The 25,569-nt window shown below is 71.1% G+C and carries 27 protein-coding genes; 15 read left to right on the top strand and 12 right to left on the bottom strand.

Annotated features, from left to right (window positions below; translation table 11 throughout):
- The first annotated feature begins 21 nt into the window (after nucleotides 1-21).
- Entirely contained in the window at nucleotides 22-2,082 is a 2,061-nt protein-coding gene (locus tag AB0I98_RS18515) for a beta-galactosidase (protein WP_362942578.1), read from the top strand.
- On the opposite strand, the gene AB0I98_RS18510 is transcribed toward AB0I98_RS18515, so the two are convergent.
- Both AB0I98_RS18510 and AB0I98_RS18505 read right to left on the bottom strand, forming a co-directional pair.
- Complete coding sequence (locus tag AB0I98_RS18510; protein WP_362942576.1) at nucleotides 2,064-3,125, bottom strand: LacI family DNA-binding transcriptional regulator; 1,062 nt, start codon at nucleotides 3,123-3,125, stop codon at nucleotides 2,064-2,066. The genes AB0I98_RS18515 and AB0I98_RS18510 overlap by 19 nt on opposite strands.
- 174 nt (nucleotides 3,126-3,299) lie before the next feature.
- A complete protein-coding gene (locus AB0I98_RS18505) occupies nucleotides 3,300-4,505 on the bottom strand; it encodes an MFS transporter (RefSeq protein WP_362942574.1) in 1,206 nt (401 codons plus the stop codon).
- 99 nt (nucleotides 4,506-4,604) lie between these two features.
- Here AB0I98_RS18505 and AB0I98_RS18500 point away from each other — a divergent pair, with 99 nt between their 5' ends.
- Nucleotides 4,605-5,174: a PadR family transcriptional regulator gene (locus AB0I98_RS18500; protein WP_362942571.1), complete on the top strand. Its 570-nt coding sequence runs from the start codon at nucleotides 4,605-4,607 to the stop codon at nucleotides 5,172-5,174.
- Nucleotides 5,175-5,187: 13 nt separating this feature from the next.
- On the opposite strand, the gene AB0I98_RS18495 is transcribed toward AB0I98_RS18500, so the two are convergent.
- Both AB0I98_RS18495 and AB0I98_RS18490 read right to left on the bottom strand, forming a co-directional pair.
- On the bottom strand, nucleotides 5,188-6,186 hold the full coding sequence (locus AB0I98_RS18495) for a helix-turn-helix domain-containing protein (protein ID WP_362942569.1): 999 nt from the start codon (nucleotides 6,184-6,186) through the stop codon (nucleotides 5,188-5,190).
- A gap of 191 nt (nucleotides 6,187-6,377) precedes the next feature.
- A complete protein-coding gene (locus tag AB0I98_RS18490) occupies nucleotides 6,378-7,352 on the bottom strand; it encodes an alpha/beta hydrolase (protein ID WP_362942567.1) in 975 nt (324 codons plus the stop codon).
- A 243-nt stretch (nucleotides 7,353-7,595) separates the two neighbouring features.
- On the opposite strand from AB0I98_RS18490, the gene AB0I98_RS18485 reads away from it, so the two are divergent.
- Complete coding sequence (locus AB0I98_RS18485) at nucleotides 7,596-8,567, top strand: TerC family protein (protein WP_362942564.1); 972 nt, start codon at nucleotides 7,596-7,598, stop codon at nucleotides 8,565-8,567.
- Here AB0I98_RS18485 and AB0I98_RS18480 read toward each other — a convergent pair.
- Complete coding sequence (locus tag AB0I98_RS18480) at nucleotides 8,564-8,779, bottom strand: hypothetical protein (RefSeq protein ID WP_362942562.1); 216 nt, start codon at nucleotides 8,777-8,779, stop codon at nucleotides 8,564-8,566. The genes AB0I98_RS18485 and AB0I98_RS18480 overlap by 4 nt on opposite strands.
- Before the next feature lie 114 nt (nucleotides 8,780-8,893).
- Here AB0I98_RS18480 and AB0I98_RS18475 point away from each other — a divergent pair, with 114 nt between their 5' ends.
- Nucleotides 8,894-9,799 carry a LysR family transcriptional regulator gene (locus tag AB0I98_RS18475; RefSeq protein ID WP_362942604.1) on the top strand — a complete coding sequence of 302 codons (906 nt, stop codon included), beginning with the start codon at nucleotides 8,894-8,896 and terminating at the stop codon, nucleotides 9,797-9,799.
- A 55-nt stretch (nucleotides 9,800-9,854) separates the two neighbouring features.
- On the opposite strand, the gene AB0I98_RS18470 is transcribed toward AB0I98_RS18475, so the two are convergent.
- Nucleotides 9,855-10,418, bottom strand: coding sequence for an NAD(P)H-dependent oxidoreductase (locus AB0I98_RS18470; protein WP_362942560.1), 564 nt, complete (start codon nucleotides 10,416-10,418; stop codon nucleotides 9,855-9,857).
- Between the two features lie 99 nt (nucleotides 10,419-10,517).
- Between AB0I98_RS18470 and AB0I98_RS18465 the strand changes: the two genes are divergently transcribed.
- From AB0I98_RS18465 to AB0I98_RS18455, 3 genes are all read left to right on the top strand, one after another.
- The gene (locus AB0I98_RS18465) at nucleotides 10,518-11,198 is read left to right on the top strand and encodes a TetR/AcrR family transcriptional regulator (RefSeq protein ID WP_362942557.1); all 681 of its coding nucleotides are present in this window, start codon (nucleotides 10,518-10,520) and stop codon (nucleotides 11,196-11,198) included.
- A gap of 77 nt (nucleotides 11,199-11,275) precedes the next feature.
- On the top strand, nucleotides 11,276-12,310 hold the full coding sequence (locus AB0I98_RS18460; protein WP_362942555.1) for a LacI family DNA-binding transcriptional regulator: 1,035 nt from the start codon (nucleotides 11,276-11,278) through the stop codon (nucleotides 12,308-12,310).
- Between the two features lie 19 nt (nucleotides 12,311-12,329).
- Nucleotides 12,330-13,508 (top strand): 4-hydroxybenzoate 3-monooxygenase, encoded by a 1,179-nt coding sequence (locus tag AB0I98_RS18455; protein ID WP_362942553.1) that lies wholly within the window; start codon nucleotides 12,330-12,332, stop codon nucleotides 13,506-13,508.
- 63 nt (nucleotides 13,509-13,571) lie between these two features.
- Here the strand turns inward: AB0I98_RS18455 and trxA are convergent, their stop codons facing one another.
- The gene (trxA, locus tag AB0I98_RS18450) at nucleotides 13,572-13,958 is read right to left on the bottom strand and encodes a thioredoxin (RefSeq protein ID WP_328350454.1); all 387 of its coding nucleotides are present in this window, start codon (nucleotides 13,956-13,958) and stop codon (nucleotides 13,572-13,574) included.
- Nucleotides 13,959-14,078: 120 nt separating this feature from the next.
- Here trxA and AB0I98_RS18445 point away from each other — a divergent pair, with 120 nt between their 5' ends.
- Nucleotides 14,079-15,512 (top strand): NAD(P)/FAD-dependent oxidoreductase, encoded by a 1,434-nt coding sequence (locus AB0I98_RS18445; RefSeq protein WP_362942551.1) that lies wholly within the window; start codon nucleotides 14,079-14,081, stop codon nucleotides 15,510-15,512.
- Between the two features lies 1 nt (nucleotide 15,513).
- On the opposite strand, the gene AB0I98_RS18440 is transcribed toward AB0I98_RS18445, so the two are convergent.
- Complete coding sequence (locus tag AB0I98_RS18440) at nucleotides 15,514-16,164, bottom strand: peptide deformylase (protein WP_362942548.1); 651 nt, start codon at nucleotides 16,162-16,164, stop codon at nucleotides 15,514-15,516.
- Nucleotides 16,165-16,309: 145 nt separating this feature from the next.
- On the opposite strand from AB0I98_RS18440, the gene AB0I98_RS18435 reads away from it, so the two are divergent.
- The gene (locus AB0I98_RS18435; protein WP_362942545.1) at nucleotides 16,310-17,713 is read left to right on the top strand and encodes a PepSY-associated TM helix domain-containing protein; all 1,404 of its coding nucleotides are present in this window, start codon (nucleotides 16,310-16,312) and stop codon (nucleotides 17,711-17,713) included.
- A gap of 49 nt (nucleotides 17,714-17,762) precedes the next feature.
- On the opposite strand, the gene AB0I98_RS18430 is transcribed toward AB0I98_RS18435, so the two are convergent.
- The 3 genes from AB0I98_RS18430 to AB0I98_RS18420 are packed head-to-tail and all read right to left on the bottom strand — an operon-like array spanning nucleotide 17,763 to nucleotide 19,103.
- On the bottom strand, nucleotides 17,763-18,110 hold the full coding sequence (locus AB0I98_RS18430; protein WP_362942542.1) for a tetratricopeptide repeat protein: 348 nt from the start codon (nucleotides 18,108-18,110) through the stop codon (nucleotides 17,763-17,765).
- A 58-nt stretch (nucleotides 18,111-18,168) separates the two neighbouring features.
- Nucleotides 18,169-18,615: a MarR family transcriptional regulator gene (locus tag AB0I98_RS18425; RefSeq protein WP_362942539.1), complete on the bottom strand. Its 447-nt coding sequence runs from the start codon at nucleotides 18,613-18,615 to the stop codon at nucleotides 18,169-18,171.
- Entirely contained in the window at nucleotides 18,612-19,103 is a 492-nt protein-coding gene (locus tag AB0I98_RS18420; protein ID WP_362942536.1) for a MarR family transcriptional regulator, read from the bottom strand. The genes AB0I98_RS18425 and AB0I98_RS18420 overlap by 4 nt, the downstream gene beginning before the upstream one ends.
- A gap of 103 nt (nucleotides 19,104-19,206) precedes the next feature.
- On the opposite strand from AB0I98_RS18420, the gene AB0I98_RS18415 reads away from it, so the two are divergent.
- The 6 genes from AB0I98_RS18415 (at nucleotide 19,207) to AB0I98_RS18390 (ending at nucleotide 24,481) form a co-directional block, all read left to right on the top strand.
- The gene (locus tag AB0I98_RS18415) at nucleotides 19,207-20,172 is read left to right on the top strand and encodes a pirin family protein (protein WP_362942533.1); all 966 of its coding nucleotides are present in this window, start codon (nucleotides 19,207-19,209) and stop codon (nucleotides 20,170-20,172) included.
- A 164-nt stretch (nucleotides 20,173-20,336) separates the two neighbouring features.
- Nucleotides 20,337-20,516 carry a CocE/NonD family hydrolase gene (locus AB0I98_RS18410; protein ID WP_362942530.1) on the top strand — a complete coding sequence of 60 codons (180 nt, stop codon included), beginning with the start codon at nucleotides 20,337-20,339 and terminating at the stop codon, nucleotides 20,514-20,516.
- Between the two features lie 74 nt (nucleotides 20,517-20,590).
- Nucleotides 20,591-21,328, top strand: a complete 738-nt coding sequence (locus AB0I98_RS18405) for a VOC family protein (RefSeq protein WP_362942527.1) — start codon at nucleotides 20,591-20,593, stop codon at nucleotides 21,326-21,328.
- A 159-nt stretch (nucleotides 21,329-21,487) separates the two neighbouring features.
- Nucleotides 21,488-22,888: a glycoside hydrolase family 43 protein gene (locus tag AB0I98_RS18400; RefSeq protein ID WP_362942524.1), complete on the top strand. Its 1,401-nt coding sequence runs from the start codon at nucleotides 21,488-21,490 to the stop codon at nucleotides 22,886-22,888.
- Between the two features lie 113 nt (nucleotides 22,889-23,001).
- The gene (locus AB0I98_RS18395; RefSeq protein ID WP_362942521.1) at nucleotides 23,002-23,979 is read left to right on the top strand and encodes a pyridoxal-phosphate dependent enzyme; all 978 of its coding nucleotides are present in this window, start codon (nucleotides 23,002-23,004) and stop codon (nucleotides 23,977-23,979) included.
- A gap of 142 nt (nucleotides 23,980-24,121) precedes the next feature.
- Complete coding sequence (locus tag AB0I98_RS18390; protein ID WP_362942602.1) at nucleotides 24,122-24,481, top strand: cupin domain-containing protein; 360 nt, start codon at nucleotides 24,122-24,124, stop codon at nucleotides 24,479-24,481.
- Between the two features lie 24 nt (nucleotides 24,482-24,505).
- On the opposite strand, the gene AB0I98_RS18385 is transcribed toward AB0I98_RS18390, so the two are convergent.
- Nucleotides 24,506-25,480 (bottom strand): NAD(P)-dependent alcohol dehydrogenase, encoded by a 975-nt coding sequence (locus AB0I98_RS18385; protein ID WP_362942518.1) that lies wholly within the window; start codon nucleotides 25,478-25,480, stop codon nucleotides 24,506-24,508.
- Nucleotides 25,481-25,569 lie beyond the last annotated feature (89 nt).

The raw sequence follows: 25,569 nt of genomic DNA, 5'->3' as shown, positions 1-25,569 counted from the left end.
CAACCAACGTATAGGAGAAGCATGTTCGACCTGCCGCGACGGGTTCTGTTCGGTGCCGCCTACTACCACGAGTACCAGCCCTACGAGCGCCTCAAGGACGACCTCGACCTGATGGCCGAGGCCCGCTTCACGGTGATCCGGGTCGGCGAGTCGGTCTGGTCGACCTGGGAACCGGAGAACGGCCGCTTCGACCTCGACTGGCTGCAGCCGGTGCTGGACGGGGCACAGGAGCGGGGGATCTCCGTCGTCCTCGGAACGCCCACCTACGCGGTGCCGCCGTGGCTCGCCCGGCAGTACCCGGAGATCGCGGGGGAGCGCCGCACCGGTGAGCGCATCGGCTGGGGCGCCCGGCAGGAGGTCGACTTCACTCACCCGGCGTTCCGCTTCCACGCCGAGCGGATCATCCGCAAGGTCGTCGGCCGCTACGCCGACCACCCGGCCGTGATCGGCTTCCAGGTAGACAACGAACCCGGCCTGGAACTCTTCCACAACCACGGCGTGTTCCAGCGCTTCACCGACGAACTGCGCGCGCAGTACGGAGACGTGGAGACCCTCAACCGCGCCTGGGGCCTGGTCTACTGGTCCCACCGGCTGTCCACGTGGGCCGACCTGTGGACCCCCGACAACAACGCCCAGCCCCAGTACGACCTCGCCTGGCGCCGTTTCCAGGCCCGCCTCACCACCGAGTTCATCGCCTGGCAGGCGGACATCGTGCGCGAGTACGCCCGCCCCGGCCAGTTCGTCACCACCTGCATCTCCTACGACCGCAAGGGCGTCGAGGACGACAAACTCACCGAGCGCCTCGACGTCACGGCGGGCAACCCCTACTACACGATGCAGGACGCCCTCGCGCTGCCCGACCGCAACCGCGACGATCAGGGCTGGACGACCAACGGCACCTGGGCGCTGTACCGCAGCGCGGACCGCATGTACTCCTCCCGCCAGGAGCCCTACCTGGTCACCGAGACCAACGCCCAGGCCATCGGCACCCCGTGGAACAACCGCCCGGCCTACGACGGACAGTGGCGCCAGGCCGCCTGGGCGCTGGTCTCCCGCGGCGCCTCGATGATCGAGTACTGGCACTGGCACACCCTGCACTTCGGCACCGAGACCTACTGGGGCGGCATCCTCCCGCACAACGGCCGCCCCGGCCGCGTTTACCGTGAACTGGCCGCTCTGGGACGGGAGTTGGAGACGGCGGGTGACCTGGTGTCAGCCCTGACTCCCGATGCCGACGTGGCCTTCCTCTACTCCTCGCCGAGCAAGTGGGCGCTCCAGGCCCAGGCGCCACTCGCCCGGCCCGGCGGGAGCGCCGACGAAAGCTCGTACCAGACCATCTTCGACGCCTTCTACCGCGGCGCCTTCGACGCGGGCCTCCAGTCCCGCATCCTCCACCCCGGCCAACTGCCCGACCACGACCTGCCCCCCGTCCTGGTCGTCCCCGCCTTCTACGCCGCCGACGACGAGACCCTCGACCGGCTCAAGGAGTATGCGGCGAACGGCGGCCACCTGATCCTGGGCCCCCGCACGGCCTACGCCGACACCGAGGCCAGGGCTCGCACCGAGGCACAGCCGGGACGGCTCGCCGAGGCGGCCGGGGTGACGTACGACGAATTCAGCAACCTCGGAGCACCGCTCACCGTGACCGGCAGCTCGGACTTCCCACTCCCGCCGGGCGCCCACGCGTTGCACTGGGCGGACGGTCTGCGGCCGGAGGGCGCCGAGGTGCTGGCGGCGTACGAGCATCCGCACTTCGGGCGCTGGCCCGCGGCCACCACTCACCGGCATGGAGCCGGCCGGATCACGTATGTCGGCACGGTGCCCGACCCCGAGTTCGCCCGGGCCCTGTTCCGGTGGGCCGTCCCGGCGGACGAGTGGCGCCCGGCCCTGCCGAGCGTCACCGTTGCCTCCGCCACCGCCCGGGACGGCCGGCGGGTGCGCTTCCTGCACAACTGGTCGTGGGAGGAGGTGTCGGTTCCGGTGCCCGCGGCCGTACGGGATGTGCTGTCGGGCGCGGTGCACCCGGAGGCGGTGCCGCTGGGGCCCTGGGACGTGAAGGTGCTTCAGGAGGAGCGGCGGTAGGGACCGCTGCTGCGGCGGACGACCAGTTCGACCGGGACGAGCGGCTCGACGCGGGGCGGCTCGGCGGGGTCGTCGATGCGGTTGAGCAGCAGCCGCAGTGACCGGGTGCCGATCTCGGCGAAGTCCGTGCGGACGGTGGTCAGCGGCGGGAGGAAGTGGGCGGCCTCGGGGATGTCGTCGTAGCCGACGACACTGACGTCCTCGGGGACGGCCCGCCCGGCCTCGTGCAGGGCGTGCAGCACGCCGAGCGCCATCTGGTCGTTGGACGCGAACACCGCGGTGACGTCGGAGCGGTGGGCCAGCCGCCGGCCCAGGTCGTATCCGGACTCGGCGCTCCAGTCGCCGGTCAGCGGGGCGTGCACCTCGGCCCCGGCCGCCTCCAGAGTCGCCTGCCAGCCGGCGACTCGCAGATCGGCGGAGGTCCATCCGGTCGGGCCCGCGATGTGGAAGACGGTCGGATGACCGAGGCTCAGCAGGTGCTCGGTGGCGTCACGGGCGCCGATGCGGGAATTCGCGGTGACCAGGGGCGTGCCGCCGCCCCCGAGGTCGTTCTCCAGGACCACCAGCGGACTGTCGAGGCGGGCGTCCGCCAGCGCCCGGCCCACCCACTCCTGCGGGGCGATGGCGATCACGCCGTCCGCGCCCTCGGCCGACAGCCGGTCCACGGCCTGGACCACCGTGTGGGGGTCGGCCGTGTCGAGGGCGATGGAGCTCACCAGGTAACCGGCCTCCTGCGCCGCCGTGTTGATCGCGGTGAGGATGGAGGCGGGCCCGTAGCGCGCCGCGTCGAAGGAGATGACGCCAAGCATGCGGGTCCTGCCGCTGGCCAGGGACCGGGCACTGCGGCTCGGGCGGTAGCCGAGCGCACGCATCGCGGCCCGCACCGCCTCGCGGGTCTCGGGGCGTACGGCCGGGTTGTCGTTGAGCACCCGGGACACGGTCTGCTTCGAGACACCGGCCAGCCGGGCCACGTCGTCCATGACGGGACGCGCCCCGGCGAAGTTCCGACGGCTGCGCCCCTTGGGAACGGCGCTACTGGTCATGACGGGTGCTTCCTCGACATCGCGGCGGCAGGCACTCAGCATAGGCGGCCCGCACGACAGGCCCTGTCCCGGCCGGGACCGCCCACGACCGTCCCGCGGGTGGGGAACCGCGCCCCGCAAGGGGCGCGGGGAACTGCGCGATCAGCCCCCACCGGCCCGCAGCGAACAAACTGCCTACCCAGCGGAGCGCTCAGCGCGGCGTCGGGTCGCGCGGATGAGCCAGAGCGTCGCGGCCAGGCAGACCGCCGAGACGGCGCAGAGCAGCAGTGGGACCGCACGGATCCCGGACCACTCGATGGCCTTGCCGAGTGCTGGACCGGCCGCGACACCGCCGGCCATCGACGCGGCGATCACGACGGCACCGGCCCGCCGGGCGCCCGGGGCCGCCCGGTGCAGCCACGGCAGCCCGGTGGGAAAGATCGGGGCGATGAACAGACCGACCCCGGCGTACGCGTACGGGGCGAGGGCCGGCACGGCGGCCAGCAGCAGGCAGACCGTCATGCCCGCACAGGAGACGGTGATGATGGCCTGCGCCGAGAAGCGCAGCGCGAGAGGCGCCACCAGGAAGCGGCCGACGGTCATCATCAGCCAGTACACGGACGTGGCGGTGGCCGCGGCCCCGGCGCCATAGCCCACGGTCTCCAGATGGGTGGGCTCCCAGCCGCCCACCCCTGCCTCGATGCCCACGTGCAGGACATACAGCGCGACGAACACGGCGAGCACCGAGCCGAGGCTGCGGCGGAGGACCCCGGCACCGGACTCCGGCACCACGCCGGCGGGCGGCGACACCCGGTCCCGTACGCCCCTCAGGCACAGCAGCAATGGCAGGTTGGCCAGCGCGAAACCGAGGAACACCGCGGGATAGTGCTCCGCGCCCACCACCCCGATCAGCGCCGGGCCGAGGATCGCGCCCACGCCGAAGTGCGCGTTGAGGACGTTCAGCATCGCGGTGGAACGGTGGCCGAAGCCGACGGCGAACAGCTGGTTCAGGCCGTAGTCGATCCCGCCGAACCCGAGCCCGGCGAGCAGTGCGGCGGCCAGGGCCACGGGCCAGCTCTGCGCCAGCGCGAACCCGGCCGCGCCGACCGCCATCAGCAGATAGGAGACGCCGAGCAGCCGCCGGTTGCCGATCCGGCCGTACAGCCGGTCGAAGAGCAGCACACCGGCCACCCCGCCCACGAAGTGCGCGCTCAGCGCCAGCCCGGCGGCCGAGGGCGACAGGCCGAACTCCTCGCGGAGGGCCGGGATCGAGGGGCCGTAGAGGGCTTGGAGCACGCCGATGAGCACGAAGCCCACGCAGGACGCGACCACCGCGGAAGGGCTGAAGACGGAACGAGCCGGGGGAGGGGTGAGGGGCCGAGCGGTCTGTTGTTCGGTCACGAGGAGGGATGTTACCGGTAACATTCGGCGCCGGGTCAAGACCTTGGGCGAGGCGACGGTCGCCCCGTTGAGTAATCAACGGACTGATAATTTGAGGCCATGGCGTTGCGTAATGCGGTGATGGCCGCGCTGCTGGAGGGTGAGGCGTCCGGGTACGACCTCGCGAAGGGGTTCGAGGCCTCGGTGGCGAACTTCTGGATGGCCACGCCTCAGCAGCTCTACCGGGAGCTGGAACGCATGGAGAGCGAGGGGCTCGTCTCCGCCCGGGTCGTACAGCAGGAGCGCCGGCCCAACAAGCGGCTCTTCTCGCTCACCGAAGCCGGTCGCGACGTCCTGCGTGCCTATGTCGCCGAAGGGCCCTCGAAACCGACGGCCATCCGGGACGAGCTCATGGTCCGGGTCCAGTGCGTCGACATCGGGGACATCGACGCCGTACGGGCCGCGATCGTCGAGCGGGTGGAGCGGTCCACCGCCAAGCTGGCCCGGTACGAGCGGATGCGCGAGCGGCTGCTGGCCGGGCGCGGCGAGGACGAGTACTTCGCCGACGCCGAGCGCATCGGGCCCTACCTCACGCTGATGGGCGGGATGGCCTTCGAGCGGGCGAACCTGGAGTGGGGCCGGATGGCGCTGCGGCGACTGGAGCAGCGCTCGTCGTCGGGGGCGAGGTAGGGCGCGTCCCGGGTTATGAGCGCGCCAAGTGCCGCATCGTCAGGGCGAGTTGCAGCCTGAGCCGGCCCTGCGGGGTGCGCACCGGCCAGCCCAGCAGATGCTCGGCGTGGGCCAGCCGGTCCTGGAGCGTGGAGTGGTGGACGTTGATCCCGGTGGCCGCCGCGCGCAGGCTCGCCGTCGAGGCGACCGCGGTCAGTGTGGCCAGCAGCCAGGGCGTCGCCGCTGCCGCCGCCTCCACGGCGCGGACGTCGGGCGGGGGTTCGGCACCGGGGACGACCAGGTCGGCGAGGAGCGCGATACCGCCCAGGTCGTCGGCGTGCACGACGCGCGCGCCGGGGTCCTGGGCGGTGCCGTCCGCCGTGAAGCGCAGGGCGGTGCGGGCCGCCGCCCAGGAGGACGGCAGGTCGAGCACGGGGACGGAGGGTCCGACGCCCATGCGCTGTCCGGTGTGCGGCGGCTCGGTCTCCGGGTGCGCCGGTGCGATGCGGGGGCGGCCGTCGTACGGCGCCAGGGCGCGGGCCCGTCCCGCGGCGTCCAGGCCCAGCCGGCGGGCGGCGTGCAGCCGGGCCGCCTCCGGTGCGGTGGCGTCGAGGAGGGTTTCGACGAGGGCGGGGTCGTCGACGGGGGCCCGGCCGCGGGTGCGGTCGAGGACCCGCCGTACGGCACCGGCCGCCCGCTCCAGGATCACCGCGTCGACCACACTGGGCTGCTCCACCGGCGCACGCTCCAGCCACAGCGCCGGCGCACCGTCCGGAACCAGCGCTGCGGACGGCCAGCCGGGGTCCGGCGGGAGGTCGGAGTCCCGCCGGGTGCCGTCCGGCTCCACGCGCACCTGTACCCGCCGGTCGGCGTCGACGAGCCGCGCGGGCACCCCGGCCAGTACGGCCGCCCCGCGCACCAGCGCCTCCAGGCCCGCCCGCGACTCGAACAGCCGGTCGAAGTAGGCGATGACCCGCACGGCGGCACCGGCGTCCGGATCCAGCGCCGTCAGGCGCCCGGCCAGCTCTTTCATCTGCCCATGGTGCGGCATCGGGGCGTGGATGAGGAGCCTGCGGGGGCACTGGATCCGGGGGGGAGCGGGGATCGGCCGGGCTTCAGTTCCCCAGCAGTCGGCGCAGCCACTGCACAGGTGCCGCCCGTGCGGCCCGGGTCAGGGCCGCCTGTGGGGGCACCGGATCCGGGGGAGCGGGGATCGGCCGGGCGTCAGCTCGCCAGCAGCCGTCGCAGCCACTGCACGTGTGCCGCCCGGGCCGCCTGGGACAGGGCCGCCTGCGGGGCGAAGCCGTCGAAGCCGTGGAAGCCGCCCGGCCACACATGCAGCTCGGCCACGCCGCCGGCCTGCCAGAGGCGTGAGGCGTAGGCGACGACCTCGTCCCGGAAGGTCTCCGCGGAACCGACGTCCAGGAAGGCCGGCGGGAGCCCGGTCAGGTCCTCCGCCCGGGCCGGTGCCGCATAGGCGGGCACGTCCGGGCCGCCGCGCGCCTCGCCGAGCAGCGCCGTCCAGCCGGTGTCGTTGGAGGTGCGGTCCCATATGCCGAGGCCCGCCATCTGGTACGACGACGGCGTGTCGTTGCGGTCGTCCAGCATCGGGCACATCAGGAGCTGCCCGACCAGCTGCGGGCCCTTGCGGTCACGGGTGAGCAGGGCCAGCGCCGCGCACAGTCCGCCGCCCGCGCTCGCGCCGGCGACGACGATCCGCTCCGCGTCCCCGGTGATCTCCTCGGCGTGCTCCGCCGTCCACACCAGACCCGCGTACACGTCCTCGACCGGTGCCGGATGCGGATGCTCCGGCGCCAGCCGGTACTCGACGGACACCACGACCGCGTCCAGCTCACGGGCCCAGGCCAGTGGTACGTCCACACCGACCCGGTTGGTGCCGAGGACCATGCCGCCGCCGTGGACGTGGTAGACGACCGGACGCGGGCCCGCGACCGGCTCGGCGGCCGGACGGCAGATCAGCAGCGAGATGTCCGGGGCTCCCTCCGGCCCCGGCACAACCCGGTCCTCCACCTCGAAGAACCCGCCGTCGGTGAGGTCCAGCTCGGCCAGCATCTGGATGCCCGGGCCGGTCCTCACCGCCTCGATCTCCTCCGGCGTGAAGCTGGGCGAGATCATGTCCTTGATCGTATCCAGCGCGGCGGCGAGCTCGGGGTCGAACGGGGGCGGCACCTGGGTCATGGCTTCTCCTCACATCACGCTGTCGCGCGGCGGCTCTTGCGGTCATGGTCCGCGCGCGGCAGCGGCTCCAGAGCGCCGCCGTACGGCGGAACCTGCCCGCCGTACGGCGGGTGGCACCCCGCTGACCAGCACATCCGTGTGTGGGACCTTGCCATGACATGACCTCTTGTTCACCTTCCGTCAGTGGAAGGGAAAGGGAGCGGCGACAACGCTGTCCAGGCCCCATCGCACTAGGAGTATCCCGTGAACGTCTCCCTCTCCGTCTGGCTGCTGACCGTAGTGGCGCTCTGTGCCCTCGTCGCCGTCGACTTCTTCATCGGCCGCAAGCCGCACGACGTGTCGGTCAAGGAGGCGGGGACCTGGACGGTCGTATGGGTGGTGCTGGCCTGTCTGTTCGGGCTCGGGCTGGCCGTCTTCGGCGGCGGGCAGCCCGCCGGTGAGTTCTTCGCCGGGTTCATCACCGAGAAGTCGCTGAGCGTCGACAACCTCTTCGTCTTCGTCCTGATCATGGCGAAGTTCTCGGTGCCCTCGCAGTATCAGCAGCGCGTGCTGATGGTCGGCGTGCTGATGGCCCTCGTCCTGCGTGCGGGCTTCATCGCGGCCGGCGCGGCGATCATCTCCACGTTCTCGTGGGTGTTCTACCTCTTCGGCGCCTTCCTGATCTGGACCGCCTGGAAGCTGATCCAGGACGCCCGCAAGGAGGAGCACGAGGAGGAGTACCAGGAGAACAAGCTGCTCAAGATGGTCGAGAGCCGCTTCGGTGTGGCCGACCGCTACCACGGCACCAAGCTGTGGGTCGAGCAGAACGGCAAGCGGGTCATGACCCCGATGCTGGTCGTGATGCTCGCCATCGGCTCGACGGACGTGCTCTTCGCCCTCGACTCCATCCCCGCCATCTACGGTCTGACCAAGGACCCGTACATCGTCTTCACCGCCAACGCGTTCGCGCTGATGGGTTTGCGGCAGCTGTACTTCCTCATCGGCGGCCTGCTGAAGAAGCTGGTCCACCTCAGCTACGGCCTGTCGATCATCCTCGGCTTCATCGGCGTCAAACTGGTGCTGCACGCCTTGCACGAGTCGGGGGTCCACGTCCCCGAGATCTCCATCCCCTTCTCGCTCGGTTTCATCGTGCTGGTCCTGGCGGTGACGACGGTGACGAGCCTGCGGGCCGCGAAGAAGCAGGAGCAGGAGAACGAGTCGGAACGCGTGGCTTAGTTCGCCGTGCTCGGCTCGGTGAGGGCGGGGCGGCTGCGGGAGACGATCCGCATGCCGTGGTCGTCGACGACCCGGACCTGGAGCGAGCCGCAGCCGCAGCGGGTCCACACCGTTGTGCCGACCGCGGTGACGTGCCGGGACACGACCTGGAAGGGCTCGGCTCCGTCGGGCCAGCCGCAGTGCGGGCAGACGGTGCCGGACGTGCTGGTCATGGGAACTCCTTGGACGTCATGGCTGGTTGACCGTCGCGACACAGCCAGCGTGCTGCGCAACCTCCGTACACGTCCAGGTTGACTTCGTGGACTCCACCTTGAAGCGTGGACTTCATGATTGACCTGCGCCGACTGCACGTCCTGAGGGCCGTCGCCCACTACGGCACGGTCACCGCGGCCGCCCAGGCCCTGCACTTCACGCCGTCCGCGGCCTCCCAGCAGATCCGGCAGCTGGCCCGCGATCTGGGCGTCGACCTGCTCGAACCGCAGGGTCGCGGGGTACGACTCACCCCGGCCGCCGAGAGCCTGCTCGCGCACGCCGACGCCATCCAGGCCCGCTGGGACCGGGCCGAGCTGGATCTGCGGGCCAGCCAGGGCGAACCCGCGGGGCCCCTGCGCGCGAGCGGATTCCCGCTGGCCGTCTCGGTGCTGCTGGCGCCCATGGCGGCGCGGCTGCGCGCACGCCATCCGCGTCTGGACGTGCGGATCCAGGAGGCGGAGGTGCCCGAGAGCTTCAACCTGCTCTTTGAGGGGGAGAGCGATCTGGCGGTCGTCGAGGCCACCGTGTTCAACCCGCCCCTCAGCGACGCGCGCTTCGATCAACAGCCGCTGCTGGACGACCCGTTCGACCTTGTCGTGCCCGAGGATCATCCCCTGGCGGGGCGGGACCGGATCGACCTCGCGGAGGCGGCGCACGAGCCCTGGATCGCCCCCGTGCCGGACAGCCCCTGCCGTCCGCATGTGCTGTCGGCGGCCGGGGCGGCCGGGTTCACTCCGGACGTCGTGCACCAGGCGATGGACTGGAACGTGATGGCGCATCTCGTCGCGCACGGCCTCGGGGTCGCGCTGATCCCACGGCTGGCACAGCTGACGCCCCACCTGCCGATCACCCGGGTGCAGTGCGCGGCCGACCCGCACCGCAAGCTCCTCACCTGCACGCGCCGCGGCGGCCACGAGCGCCCCGCGGTCGCTGCCGCGCTGGCGGAACTGCGTGAGCTGGCGCCCAAGGCGGTGGCCTGACGCATGCAGGGGCCGGAGCCTCTCGCGGCTCCGGCCCCTGTGGGAGGGGTGTGGCTCAGGCCGCAGCGGTCTCGCCGGCGTACACGTGCAGCCGGGCGACGACCTCGGCGAGGTCCGCGGCGACCTCGGCGTCGTCGGCCGGGTGCGTCTCGGCGAAGCGGGTCACGGAACCGGGGATGGACAGCTTGACGTCCTCCAGCACCTTGCCGCCGGCGATGCCCACGGCCTTGCGGGCCTCGTCCTGCGCCCACACGCCGCCGTACTGGCCGAACGCGGTGCCGACCACGGCGACCGGCTTGTCGGTGATCGCGCCGGCGCCGTACGGGCGGGACAGCCAGTCGATGGCGTTCTTCAGGACGGCCGGGATGGTGCCGTTGTACTCGGGCGAGAAGAGCAGGAAGCCGTCGGCGGCCTGCGCGGCCTCACGCAGCTTGGCGGCCGGGGCCGGGACGCTGCCCTCGACGTCGATGTCCTCGTTGTAGAAGGGGATCTCGGCCAGGCCCTCGAACAGGTGGATATCCGCGCCCTCCGGGGCCAGCTTGACGGCGGCCTCGGCGAGCTGACGGTTGTGCGAACCGGCGCGAAGGCTGCCGACGAGCGCCAGGATGCGAACAGACATGCGTACTCCAGGGGTGCTGAAACATTGCCGAAACGATCCGGACCGGGGTCCGCTTAATGTGTAGCACCATAACCGGACCGCGGTCCAGTTTCATTCCCCATGCTTTACGCTGTTTTCATGTCCGCCCCTCTGCCGCCCTTCCCGGGGCCTCAAGAGCCCTTCGACGATGCCGGGTTGCTCCAGCTCGGCAGCGCCGAGGACGAGCCGTGCCTGCGTGCCGACGCGGCCCGCAACCGGGCCCGGCTGCTGGAGGCCGCCGCCGAGCTGATCGCTGAGCACGGCGTCGCCGGGGTCACGATGGAGGCGGTGGCCGCGGCGGCCGGAGTGGGCAAGGGGACGGTCTTCCGCCGCTTCGGCGACCGCACGGGTCTGCTGACGGCGCTGCTCGACCACTCCGCGCGCAAGCTCCAGGCCGACTTCCTCGGCGGACCGCCGCCCCTGGGGCCCGGGGCGCCGCCGGTCGAGCGGCTGCGGGCGTTCGGCGTGGCCGTGCTGTACCGCTCGGTCGAACAGCTGGAGCTGGAACTGGCCGCCCAGCCCGAACCGACCCGCCGGTACTCCCACCCGTCGGTCCGGGCGCTGCGCACGCACATGGTGATCCTGCTGCGGCAGATCGTGCCCGACGCCGACTGCCAGCTCCTCGCCCAGACGCTGCTGGGCTACCTCGATCCCGCCGTGATCCACCATCTGGCCAAGCAGTGCGGGATGCCGCTGGAGCGGCTGGAGACGGGCTGGGTCGACCTGGTCGCCCGCGTCACGCGTACCGACCCGCCTCGCTGAGCCCCGTTCGTACAATCTTCACCCGCCCGATCCCGCCCGCACCCCCGCCCCGGCCCTCTGCCAAGATGCGAGACGTCATGGTGCAGATACCGAAAACGCCCGCCCCCGTGTCGCCCGCGCAGCACCCCGTGCCCACGAGCGCCGATGTGGCCCGCCTGGCCGGCGTCTCGCGCGCGACCGTCTCCTACGTGCTCAACAACACCAGCGCCGTCCGGATCAGCGAACCGACCCGGCGCCGGGTCCACCAGGCGGCGAAGGAACTCGGGTATGTGCCGCACGCCGCCGCCCGCAGCCTGCGCGCCGGGCACAGCCGACTGGTCCTGATGCCCGCCCCGACCATCCCGGTCGGCCCGCTCTACAGCCAGTTCATCAACGAGCTCCAGTGGGCGCTCAGCCGGCTCGACTACACGGTCGTCCAGTACGGCACCGTCGGCCTGCACGGCGACGAAGCCGCCCGCGCCTGGGCGGAGTTGCGGCCCGTCGCCGTCCTCGTCCCGGGCGCCGGCCTCGGCCCGCAGGGCGTCACGGTGCTGAAGCGTTCCGGCGCCCGGGCCGTCGTCACCCTCGGCCCCGAAACCGTCGACGGCGCCCACGCCCTGCTCATGGACCACGCGACCGTGGGCCACTGCGCCGCCACCCACCTGTACGACCGCGGCCGGCGCCGGATCGGCGTCGTCGTACCGGAGGAGCCCGGCCTGGAGACCTTCTCCGCGCCCCGCCTCGCCGGCGTGCGCCGCGCCCTGCACGGCACGGACGCCACCGTCACCGAACTGCCGCTCGCCTACGAGGAGTCCGTAGGCGCCCGGCTCGCCGCGCGCTGGCGGGAACTCGACCTGGACGCCGTGTTCGCGTACAACGACGAGTACGCGATGCTGCTGATGCGCGCGCTGCAGGACGAGGGGGTCGACATACCCGGGGACACGGCGATCATCGGAGCCGACGACCTGATGCTCGGGCGGCTGCTGCGGCCCCGGCTGAGCACGGTCCACATCGAGCTGCCGTCCGGCCGTGACCTCGCCGAACTCGTCGACCGCGCGGTCCGCGACCCGGGCACCGCACCCGAGCGGCACACCGTGCTCGGTGCCACGGTGATGCACCGCGAATCCAGCTGAACCCCACGGGAGGCGCACCATGCGCACGACGGTCGGCATCATCGGCGGCGGCCCCGCCGGACTGCTCCTCGCCCGTCTGCTGCACCGGGCGGGCATCGACTGCGTCGTGCTGGAGAGCAGAACGAGGGAGTACGTCGAACAGCGCCAGCGCGCCGGCATGCTGGAGCAGGGCACGGTCGACGCCCTGCGTGAGGCCGGCGCCGCCGACCGTCTGGACGCCGAGGGACTGGTCCACCAGGGCATCGAGCTGCGCTTCGACCGGGAACGGCACCACCTCGACTTCCCGGCCCTCACCGGCGGCCGTACCGTCACGATCTACGCCCAGACCGAGATCGTGAAGGACCTCGTGGCGCTCCAACTGGCCGAAGGCCCACCGCTGTTGTTCGAGGCGGAGGTGCTCGCCGTGGAGAAGCCGGAGAGCGAGGCGCCCGTCGTACGGTTCCGGCACGAGGGCCGTGAGCAGGCGCTGGCCTGCGACTGGGTGGCCGGCTGCGACGGCTCCCACGGCATCGCCCGGGACAGCTTCCCGGCCGCGCGCAGTCGCTCGTACGCGCACGACTATCCGTACTCCTGGCTCGGGATCCTCGCCGACGTCCCGCCGTCCTGCGATGAGTTGATCTACGCCCGTGGTGAGCACGGCTTCGCGCTGCACAGCATGCGCTCGCCGAGCGTCTCACGCCTGTATCTGCAGGTCCCGAACGGCACCGACCCCGACGACTGGCCGGACGACCGCATCTGGGAGGAACTCGCCGCGCGCTTCGCCATCGACGCCGACTGGACCCTGCGTCGCGGCCCGATCACGTCCAAGTCGGTGACACCGATGCGGAGTTACGTCCACGAACCGATGCGCCACGGACGGCTGCTGCTCGCCGGTGACGCCGCCCACATCGTGCCGCCCACCGGTGCCAAGGGCCTCAACCTCGCCGTGTCCGACGTACGCGTCCTCGCCCGCGCCTTCGATGAGCTGCACCGCACCGGGTCGGAGCAACTCCTCGACAGATACTCGGAGTTGTGCCTCGCCCGGGTCTGGCAGGCGACCCGCTTCTCGTACGACATGACGACGATGCTGCATGTACGGCCGGACGGGGACGCCTTCGACGACCGGCTGCAGCGGGCCCGTCTGCGCCGGATCACCGCATCGCGCCACGCGGCCGCCGAACTGGCGGCGAACTACGCGGGACTGCCGCTGGCGCTGTAGGACGATGTGCGCCACGCCGCCGCGCACACGGCGACGTGGCTCCATGGCACAACGCCCCCGCGTTCACTCGCCGTTCTGCTCGGCCTTGGCCTGCTGCTCCTCGACGGCCTTGCGGACCTCGTCCATGTCCAGCTTCCGGGCCTGTCCGATGACATCGGTCAGCGCGGCCTCGGGCAGGGCGCCGGGCTGCGAGAACACGGCGACCCGGTCACGGACGATCATCAGCGTCGGAATCGACTGGATACCGAAGGCCTGGGCCAGCTCGGGCTGTGCCTCCGTGTCGACCTTGCCGAACACCAGGTCGGGGTTGTCCTGGGCGGCCTGTTCGTAGACCGGGGCGAACTGACGGCACGGCCCGCACCAGGACGCCCAGAAGTCGATCAGGACGAAGTCGTTGTCCGTGACCGTCTGGTCGAAGTTCTCCTTGGTGAGCTCCACGGTGCTGCTCATGGCGTGATTCTCTCTTCCTGATGTCGGGGCGAAGCCGTCCGCTCAACACGTCCGACCCATTGCGTATTCCGCGCACGTACCCGTGTGGCCACAGCGCACACCACCCACCAGACTGACCCCATGACGGAAACGGATTCCAACGTGTACGACGTCGTGGTGCTCGGAGCCGGGCCCGTGGGGGAGAACGTCGCCGACCGCACCCGTGCGGCCGGTCTCGCCACCGCGGTCGTGGAGAGTGAGCTGGTCGGCGGCGAGTGCTCGTACTGGGCGTGCATGCCCAGCAAGGCCCTGCTGCGCCCGGTCATCGCCCAGGCCGACGCCCGCCGCCTCGCCGGTCTGAAGCAGTCGGTGCAGGGCCCGCTCGACACCGCCGCGGTCCTCGCCCGCCGCGACGAGTTCACCTCCCACTGGAAGGACGACGGCCAGGTCCAGTGGATCGACGGCATCGGCGCCGACCTCTACCGCGGCCACGGCCGCCTCACCGGACCCTGCGAGGTCACCGTGACCGGCCCGGACGGCGAACAGCACGTCCTGACCGCACGGCACGCCGTCGTGGTCGCCACCGGCAGCCGCGCCCTCGTGCCCGATCTGCCCGGGCTCGCCGACGTCGGGCCCTGGACCAGCCGGGAGGCCACCAGCGCGAAGGCCGCGCCCGGCCGGCTGATCGTGGTGGGCGGCGGCGTCGTGGCAACCGAGATGGCGGCCGCCTGGCAGGCCCTCGGCTCGCAGGTCACGCTCCTCGTCCGCGGCAAGGGCCTGCTCAACCGCATGGAGCCCTTCGCCGGCGAGCTGGTCGGCGACGGGCTCGCGGAAGCGGGCGTGGACGTCCGTACCGGCACGTCGCTCGCATCGGTGACCCGTGAGAACGGCACGGTCGTGGCCGTGACCGAGGCCGGCGACCGTATCGAGGGCGACGAGATCCTCTTCGCCACCGGGCGCGCCCCGCGCACCGACGACATCGGCCTGGACACGGTCGGCCTGGAGCCGGGCTCCTGGCTGCCGGTCGACGACAGCCTGCGCGTCACCGGCAGCGAGTGGCTCTACGCGGTCGGCGACGTCAACCACCGCGCCCTCCTCACCCACCAGGGCAAGTACCAGGCCCGGATCGCGGGCGCCGCCATCGCCGCCCGCGCCTCCGGCGTACCGCTCCTGGAGTCGGACCCGTGGGGTGCCCACGCCGCCACCGCCGACCACGCGGCCGTACCCCAGGTCGTGTTCACCGACCCGGAAGCGGCGGCCGTAGGGCTCTCCCTCGCCGAGGCGGAGCAGGCGGGCCACCGCGTCCGCGCCGTGGACGTCGAGCTGTCCTCGGTCGCCGGCGCGGGCCTGTACGCCGACGGCTACCGCGGCCGCGCCCGCATGGTCGTCGACCTGGAACGCGAGATCCTCCTCGGCGTCACCTTCGTCGGCCCCGGCGTCGGCGAACTGATCCACTCGGCCACGATCGCGGTCGCCGGGCAGGTCCCGATCGGCCGGCTGTGGCACGCGGTGCCGTCCTATCCGACGATCAGCGAGATCTGGCTGCGGCTGCTGGAGGCCTACCGGGACAACTGAGTCACGCCTCGGGCAGCCGGAATCCCAGCGCAGCCGCCGCCGCATCCGGCGTCGGCTGCGCCCAGCGTTCGGCCATCGCCCGGCCCGAGGACAGTGAGCGCAGCTCCGCGCGGTCCAGATACAGCGTGCCGTCGAGGTGATCCGTCTCGTGCTGCACGATCCGCGCGGGCCAGCCGCTGAACACCTCGTCCAGAGGGCGGCCGTGCTCGTCCTCGCCCGTCAGCCGCACCTCGGCGTGCCGTGCCACCACCGCCTGCCAGCCCGGCACGCTGAGGCAGCCCTCGAAGAACGCGGCCCGGCCGGGCCCGACGGCTTCGTACGACGGATTGACCAGCACCCGGAACGGCTGCGGCACCCGCCCGCGCGCCACCCGCACCTCGTCGGGAACCGGCGCCGGATCCTCGATGACCGCGATCCGCAGCGGCACCCCTACCTGCGGGGCCGCCAGGCCCACACCCGGCGCCGCGTGCATCGTGCCGCGCAGCGCCGCGACGAAACGCGCCAGAAGCGCGGGGTCCAGCTGTCCGTCGAAGGGCTCGGCGGCGTGCCGCAGCACCGGTTCGCCCGCCTCGACGATGGTCAGCGGCCCCTCGGTGGCGAGGAGTTCCTCGACCAGCTCGGCAAGGGGCGCGCGGTCATGGGGAGATGACATCGGGCCAGAATGCCACGGCACCACGACGACCGGATCGCGACTGTGTGGCGTACGTCACTCCAGATGCCGGGAACTCGGCGCGCTGTTCCCCCGACTACTGGACCGCCAGACCCGAGAAACGTCCCCAGCCCCGGAGAAGCCGCCGATGTCCATCGCTCCCTCGACCTCCACGGACGAGGCCCCGAAAGCCGCCGCCCCGGCGCCGTCCCCCAGCAGATGGGCCCCGCTCCGCCCCTTGGTCCTGCGTCTGCACTTCTACGCCGGGCTCCTCGTCGCACCGTTCCTGCTCGTCGCCGCCACCACCGGTCTGCTGTACGCCGCCTCGTTCCAGGTCGAGAAGATCGTGTACGCCGACGAGATGACCGTCCCGGTCGGCGACACCAAGCTGCCGATCTCCGAGCAGGTGGCCGCCGCCCGCAAGGCCCACCCCGACGGCACGGTCTCGGCGGTACGCCCCTCCCCGGCGGACGACGCGAGCACCCGTGTGCTGCTGTCCGGCGTCAAGGGCGTCGACGACACCCATACGCTCGCCGTGTTCGTCGACCCGTACACGGCCGAGGTGCGTGGCGCCCTCGAACAGTACGGCTCGACCGGCGCACTGCCGCTGCGTACGTGGATCGACGAGTTCCACCGGGACCTGCACCTCGGCGAGAACGGCCGCCTCTACAGTGAGTTCGCCGCGAGCTGGCTGTGGGTGATCGCGGGCGGCGGCGTGGTGCTGTGGCTGTCCCGCCGCCGGGCCCTGCGGAAGGTGCGGGGCACCAGCGGGCGGCGGCGCACACTGGGTCTGCACGGGACCGTGGGCGTCTGGGCAGCGATCGGGTTCTTCTTCCTGTCCGCGACCGGCCTGACCTGGTCGACCTACGCCGGCGCCAACATCGACGAACTGCGGACCTCGCTCGGCCACTCCACCCCGTCGGTCTCGGCGACCGGGGGCGGCGACCACGGTGGGCACGGTGCCGCGGCCGGTTCCGGTGGGAACGCCGAGCATGGTGTCGGCCTCGACAAGATCCTGGCCTCCGCACGTGCCGAGGAGCTCGGCGATCCGGTCGAGATCGTCCCGCCGGCCGACGCGTCGTCCGCGTACGTCGTCAAGCAGGTGCAGCGCAGCTGGCCGACGAAGCAGGACTCGGTCGCGATCGACCCGGCCACCGGCGAGGTCACCGACGTGCTGCGGTTCGACGACTATCCGCTGCTCGCGAAGCTGACCCGCTGGGGCATCGATCTGCACACCGGAATCCTCTTCGGCCTGGTCAACCAGATCGCCCTGATGCTTCTCGCGCTCAGCTTGATCGTGCTGATCGTGCTGGGCTACCGCATGTGGTGGCAGCGTGGCCGCGGCTCCGCCTTCGGCCGGCCGATCCCGCGCGGGGCCTGGCAGCAGGTGCCCCCGCAGATCCTCGTGCCGCTGGTCGCGGTGATCGCCGTCCTCGGCTACTTCGTGCCGCTGCTCGGTATTCCACTGGCCGCGTTCATCGTGGTGGACGTCGTGCTCGGGGAGATCGCCCACCGCCGGGGGCGCCGGACGCCGCGTAACGCGGAAGTATGAACCGGACGGGGGCCCGGTTCCCCTGTGGGAACCGGGCCCCCGTCGTGGCTCACAGCCGCTCGAAGTCCCCGGCGAGTGCCGAGGCGAGGCGCATGTGCTGCTCCGCCTCCTCGTGCCGCCCCTGCCGCTGCAGGGTCCGGCCCAGCATCAGCCGGGCGTAGTGCTCCACCGGGTCGCGCTCGACGAGCGTGCGCAACTCGGTCTCCGCGCGGCGCAGTTGGGCCGAGTGGTAGTAGGCGCGTGCCAGCAGCAGCCGCGGTCCGGTCTGCTCCGGCACCTCCTCGACCAGCCCGACCAGCACGCGCGCCGCGGCGGCGTAGTCCCTGGCGTCGAAGAACAACTGCGCACGCTCCCAGCGCTCCGCCTCTGTTCCGTGGTCGTAGTACGTCGTGTCCACTCGTGACCTCCTTCGGCGCCGTCAACGGAGCACGGTGGTTCAATATTCCACTACTGGGTCAGTGGGCGGCCATGGCGGCGAGTTCGGCGTTGGCCCGCTCGGTGATGAGGGTCAGCACCCGTCCTGCGGTGGCCAGTTCCTCGGCCGGGATACCGGCGTAGATCCGGGCGGTGATGGGGGCGGTCTCGGCCGACGTCCTGTCGAGCAGCGCCCGTCCGGCGTCCGTGATCCGCAGCTGGGACGGCCCCTGAGGAGCCAGCAGGTTCGCCGCGAGCAGTTCGTCGACCACGGAGTGCGAGTCCGCGGCGTCGATCTTCAGCGCGCCGACGACACTGTCGACGAGGCGGTCCCGCTCGATCGGTTCGTCGGCGGTGGCGGCGGACCGGAGGGTGACGGACTGCTGGAACGTGGCGCCGTGGCGGGCCAGTGCCTGCTCGAGAAGCGCGCGGCCGGCGTAGTGGGCCAGGGCTATGACGCGGGGGTCGACCGGGGTGGTGGTGGTCATGACTGCTCCTTGTCGGACTCGCGGTCCATGGCGAACGGATCAAGAGGTGCGTCGAGCAGGGTGGCCAGATCGCGGGTGAACTCCCGGGTGCGCGGGCTGTCGAGGCCGCCGAGGGGCTCCAACAGCTGTTGCAGCAGGCCTTGGACGACCTTGATCGCCTCCCGGGTCCGCTCACGGCCCTGCTCGGTCAGGGCCAGTTGCACCGCGCGCGGGTCGCGGGGATCACGGGTGCGTTCGAGCAGGCCGGCCGTTTCGAGGGTGCGCGCCAGCTTGGAGACATACAGCGGTTCGAGACCGGTGTGGTCCGCGAGGCGCCGCTGGCTGGGGCGCTCGCCGCCGCGCTGCATGCCGTACAACGAGGCCACCAGCGCGTACTGCGCGTGGGTCAGTCCCAGCGGGGTGACCGCGCGGTCGACCGCGACCCGCCACTTCGTGGACAGCCGCCAGACCAGAAAACCGGGCGTCGCGCCCTCGGAAGCCATGCTCATGCGAATAGAGTACATGGCTACTATATTCATGGCTACTATTTTCGGATGGGCCTGGCCTGCGTTGGACTGACGCGAGGACTCCCTCGGGTCTAGGTTGGGCGCCATGAGCAATCTTGATCGCGAGGCGGTTCCCGCGCTGTGCGGCGGCCGCGGCTTCGTCGTGCCGGAGCCCGTGCGTGAACTTCTCAGCCCTCGCCACGTCAAGCTCGGCGAGTCCACCGAGGTCCGCCGTCTCCTGCCCAACCTGGGCCGCCGTATGGTCGGCGCCTGGTGCTTCGTCGATCACTACGGCCCCGACGACATCGCTGACGAGCCCGGCATGCAGGTCCCGCCGCACCCCCACATGGGACTTCAGACGGTCAGCTGGCTGCATGAGGGCGAGGTGCTCCACCGCGACTCGACGGGCAGCCTGCAGACCATCCGCCCGCGCGAACTGGGCCTGATGACCTCGGGTCGGGCGATCAGCCACTCCGAGGAGAGCCCCCGCTCACACGCCCGCCTCCTGCACGGCGCCCAGCTGTGGGTCGCCCTCCCCGACGGACACCGCCACACCGACCCGCGCTTCGAGCACCACGGCGAACTGCCCGTCGTCACCGCGCCCGGCCTCCGGGCCACCATGATCCTCGGCGAGCTCGACGGCGCCGCCTCGCCCGGCACGACGTACACCCCGATCGTCGGCGCCGACCTGGCCCTCGCCGGCGGCGCGGACGTACGCCTGCCGCTGGAGCCGGACTTCGAATACGCCGTGCTGTCCATGTCCGGCGAGGCCCAGGTGGACGGGGTGCCGGTGCTGCCGGGCTCGATGCTCTACCTCGGCTGCGGCCGCACCGAACTGCCGCTGCGCGCCGCGTCGGACGCGGGGCTGATGCTTCTCGGCGGTGAGCCGTTCGAGGAGGAACTGATCATGTGGTGGAACTTCATCGGACGCACCCAGGCCGACATCGAACAGGCCCGCCAGGACTGGATGACCGGCTCCCGCTTCGGCGAGGTGAAGGGCTACGACGGTGATCCGCTGCTGGCGCCAGAACTGCCGCCGCTGCCGTTGAAGCCGCGGGGCAGGGTGCGCTGAACCAAACAAGGTCGACTGGTTGGTGCCGAGGAACCCAAGGCCAGCCCCTAGCCCTGAGCTTCCCCTCTCGGTTCACCGTGCCACGGTCGCGAGGACGTCGTGGCCCAGGCGTACCTCGGTGAGGCCCGGACGGGGCAGACACGATCGCCTGGCGCAGGGTGGTGATGACGGGTGTGTCCTACCCCGCCCACGTCCAGGCGGCCGCGGCCGCCGAAGGAGCGACCGGGCTGGCCGCCATGTTCCAGGACTCGGGCGGTTTCTCCTCCGCGTACTACGCGGGTGCAGACGGCGTGGTCAGGTCGCGCCTTCGTTCACAAGGACTCGCGCAGTCTCGACGCGTGTGACCATGGTCAGTACCAGGGGGAGCAAGTACTGATCGCGGCGACCTGGGTCCGCGGCAGCTTTTAGGATCTGCGGCATGGCATCAAGACTCGTGCAGATCAATATGAAGGCCCAGGACGACTCCGCGCTCGGCCGGTTCTGGGCGGAGGCACTCGGTTGGGGTGTCGACAGCGAAGGACCCGGCGTGACCAACCTCGAACCCGTGGGTTTCGCCTATCCCGACCCCGTGGCCGTCTGCATCGACATCATCGCCCGCCCGGAACCCAAAACGGTGAAGAATCGGGTGCACCTCGATCTGGCCACCACCTCGACCGCCCACCGGACGGAGCTGGTCGCGCGCTTGAAGGATCTCGGCGCGACGCTCGCCGACGTGGGTCAGGGCGACGTCCCCTGGACGGTGATGGCCGACCCGGAGGGCAACGAGTTCTGCGTCCTGGAGCCCCGCCCGATCTACCAGGACACCGGGCCGATTGCCGCGGTGGTGGTCGACTGCACCGACCCGCGAAGGATGGCTCGGTTCTGGGACGAGGCGATGGACTGGACGCTGCACGAGGTCTCCGACGACCACGCGACCATGCGCTCCGCCAAAGGCGTCGGCCCCTACCTGGAGTTCGTTCGCACCCCCGACACCAAGAGCGGGTGGAACCGCGTCCACCTCGACGTCTGCCCCTACCCCGGTGACGACCTGGCCGCAGAAGAAGCCAGACTGCGCGCCTTGGGCGCCACCGACCCTGGTATCGACCAGTCCGCAATCCCCTGGACGGTTCTGGCCGACCCGGAAGACAACGAGTTCTGCCTCCTCACTCCTCGCTGACCCGACCGCCCCCGGCTGACGCGGCTGTCCTGGGAGTTCTCACAGGAATCAACAAGGCCTGACAGAACAATTGACCCCCTGTCACCACGCCTCTACCTTCTGATCGATTCACCGAACTGCGTTCGAAATATCGGAAGTCGATGACCTCTTGGAGGGTAGATGAGCAGCAGTGCCCAGCCCGGACCCCGCCCCTCACGCCGTCAGGTGCTCGGTATGGCCGCCACCGTGCCGCTGGCCGTGACCGGCTCGCTGGCTCTCGGTGCGGGATCGGCCCACGCGGCCGACTCGGCGTACGTCATGTGCTACTTCACCGAGTCCACGACCATGCTGGAGGCCGACTACGGCCTGCATCTGGCCGTCAGCACCGACGGCCTGCAGTGGATGCCGCTGAACCAGAACAACCCCGTGGTCACGCCGACCGCCGGCGCGGGCGGGCTGCGCGACCCGTTCATCCTGCGGAAGCGGGACGGCACCTTCGTCGTGCTGGCAACGGACCTGAAGGGCACCGACTGGTCCCGCAACAGCGTGAACATCCACGTCTGGGACTCGGCCGACCTGCGCACCTTTACCGGCTACCGGCTGCTGAAGCTGCACGACATGACGAACACGCACAGTTGGGCACCGGAGGCCTTCTGGGACGCCGGGCGCGGCCGGTACGGGATCCTCTACTCGTCGGTGAACAGCAGCGGCCACAACGTGATCATGGTGAGCTACACCACCGACTTCCGGACGACCGAGAACCCGCAGGTCTTCTTCGACCCCGGTTACGACGTCATCGACGGCAATCTGACCGTGGGCGTGAACGGCGTCAACTACCTGTACTTCAAGCGGGAGCAGACCCTCGTCGGCGCGAGATCCACCTCACTGAACCCGGGCAGCTTCACGGTCTTCAGTACGCCCGCCGCACACGGCGGCACCGAGGCCCCGACCGTCGTGAAGTCCCTGACCTCGAACACCTGGTACCTCTGGGGCGACACCTACACACCGAACGGCGTCTTCTACGCCTGGCAGACCACGAACCTCGCGGCCGGCACCTGGGCCGCGCTCGACCAGCGCCTCTACACCCAGCCGCTCAACTCCAAGCACTGCGGCATACAGTCGATCACCTCGGCCCAGTACGGCAATCTGGTGTCCGCCTGGGGTGCCCCGGCCTGGAACCGGCTGAAGTCGTACAACTACCCGGGCCGTTACGTCCGGCACAGCGGGTTCGTGGGCCGGATCGACGCATACCCCTTCGACCCGTATCCCGACTCGCAGTGGAAGCTCGTGCCAGGCCTCGCCGACTCGGCGGGCGTCTCCTTCCAGTCGGTCAACTACCCCGCCCGCTATCTGCGCCACTACAGCTACAACCTGAGGCTGGACGAGAACGACGGCACGTCCACGTTCGCCGCCGACGCCACCTTCTACCGGACCGCGGGGCTCGCCGACTCCTCCTGGTCGTCGTTCCGCTCCTACAACAACCCGACCCGGTACATCAGGCACGCCGACTACGCCCTGCGGATCGATCCCGTCTCGACCGCCACGGAACGGCAGGACGCCACGTTCTACGTCGGGTACTGAGGGTTTCCCCGGCGGGCGCCGGAAAATCTGGACTGTCAGTACAGGATCTGGACTGTTAGTCTAGAGGGTGTGAATCGAGCCCGAGGCCACCCCGACGCCGATGGAGGACACGCGTGACGACCACGACCCCGCCGGTCACCCTCGATGCCGTCCGTGACGCCGCCGCCCGGCTCAAGGGCGTCGCGCACCGCACCCCGGTGCTGCGCTCACGGACGCTGGACGCGCTCGTCGGCGCCGAGGTGTTCCTCAAGTGCGAGAACTTCCAGCGTGTGGGCGCCTTCAAGTTCCGCGGCGCCTACAACGCGGCCTCCCGGCTGGCACCGGAGCAGCTGGCCCGGGGTATCGCCGCCTACTCGTCCGGCAACCACGCCCAAGCCGTCGCCCTGGCCGCCCGCGAACTCGGCACCACCGCGGTCATCCTCATGCCGGAGGACGCCCCGCGCTCCAAGATGGACGCCGCCGCCGGATACGGCGCCGAGATCGTGACGTACGACCGCTACACCGGCGACCGCATCGCCATCGGTGAAGCTCTGGCCGCCGAGCGGGGCCTCGCCCTCATCCCGCCGTACGAGCATCCGCATGTCATCGCCGGGCAGGGCACCGCCGCCCTGGAACTCCTCGAAGAAGCGGGGGAGTTGGACGCCCTCGTCACACCGGTCGGCGGAGGCGGGCTCATGGCCGGCAGTGCCACGGTCGCCAAGGGCCTGTACCCGGGGATCCGGATGATCGGCGTCGAGCCGGAGGCCGGGGACGACACCAAGAGGTCGCTGGAGGCGGGCCGGCGCATCACGATCCCCGTGCCCCGCACCATCGCCGACGGACAGGCCCTGCACACCCCCGGAGAGCTCACCTTCTCCGTGAATCGACGGCTGGTCGACGAGATCGCGCTGGTCGGCGACGACGAGATCAGGGACGCGATGCGGTTCGCCTTCGAGCGGCTGAAGATCGTCGTGGAGCCCAGCGGTGCCACACCGCTGGCCGCCCTGCTCACCAGCCGAGTGGGCGCACTTCCGCGCCGGGTCGGCGTGATCATCTCCGGCGGCAACATCGACGCCGGGCGCTTCGCTGAGATCTGCGGGAAGCAGGCCTGAGCAGGCTCCCCCGAATGGCGGCTCCCGGTGGTCGGACGGACGATGGAAGGGCAGGGGGCCGGCAGCCGACGGCGGTGCCCAGGGCCGCCGGGGAGACCGGCCGCGGCCGCGGTGAACCGCGACCGGAAGGGAGCGCGTCATGGTGCTGGAAGTGAAGACGCTCGAGAAGCCGGACGAGCGGCGTGATTTCCCCCGCGGCCACATGGAAGCCATCCACATGACGGATCTTGACTTCGCCGTGGCGACCTTCGAGCCCGGCTGGCGCTGGACCGAGTCCGTGGCCCCGATCGCGGGCACGGACACCTGTCAGATGCACCACAACGGCTACGTCGCCCAAGGCCGCATGCACATCAAGATGGACGAAGGCGGCGAGAGCGAAGTCGGCCCCGGCGATGTCTTCGTCGTCTCGCCCGGGCACGACGCCTGGGTCGTGGGCGACGAGCAGGTCGTGGTCTACGACTTCCAGGGGCAGACCGCGAGGGAGTTCGCGAAGAAGGACTAGGACCGGTCGGCCCGCGCCGGCACGTTACACCGTGATGACGACCTTCGCGCGCGCGTGCTCCACCTCCAGGTACCGGATCGCCGCCGGTATCTCGGCGAACGGATACGTGCGGTCGATGACCGGGACCACCTTTCCGGACTCGGCCAGCTCGCCCAGGACGGTCAGATACTCCGTGGTCATGACCGCCGCGATCTCGACCACGCGGTGCCGAACGAACCTGCCGACCACCCGCCCCTGAAAGAAGAGACTCATCGGCCCGAAGAAGGTGCCACCGTTGTAGGTCCCGCCGCCGGACAGCACCAGCGTGCCGGCCGGGGTCAGCACGCTCCGGAACTCGCTCAGCGACTTGTTGCCGACCAGGTCGAGCACCACGTCGTACCGGCGTCCGCTCCGGGTGAAGTCCTCCTGGCTGTAGTCGACGACATGGTCCGCGCCGAGCGAGCGGACCATGTCCACGTTGCGGGTCCGGCACACCGCGGTGACGTCCAGGCCGTACACCTTCGCGAGCTGCACCGCGAACGTGCCGACGCCGCCGGACGCGCCGTTGATCAGGATCGTCTGCCCGGACCGCACGCGGGCCACGTCGCGCAGGCCCATGAGCGCGGTGCATCCCGCCACCGGTATCGCGGCGGCCTGCTCGAAGGTGAGGCCGGGCGGTTTCGGGGCCACGGCCGCGGAGCGGGCGCACGCGTACTCGGCGAACGTCCCGTCGGTCTCGCCGAACACCTCGTCGCCCGGGTGCAGCCCCTTCACCTCGCTGCCGACGGCTTCGACCCGGCCCGCGAAGTCATTGCCGCGGATCTTCAACTTGGGTGCGCGCAGTCCCATGGAGATACGCATCAGCTTCGGGTCGCCGTGCATCATGTGCCAGTCCTTGGCGTTGACGGACGCCGCATGCACCCGCACGAGCACCTGGTCGGGCTTCGGTACCGGCCGGTCGACCTCTCTGATCTGCAGCTCGTCCGCCGAGCAGTACCGGTCCTGGATCACAGCCTTCATGGAATCCCCCCTCTGTTACTGCGGAGCGTAGAAGGGCGAGGTCCGCCCGGGAATGAGGAGCAAGCCCTGGTTCCCCCCGGAGAGCACCC

It is taken from the genome of Streptomyces sp. NPDC050211 (assembly GCF_040656035.1).
GTDB lineage: Bacteria > Actinomycetota > Actinomycetes > Streptomycetales > Streptomycetaceae > Streptomyces.
Note: the sequence above shows the minus strand (reverse complement) of the source record. Positions and strands in the feature narration are given on the sequence as shown.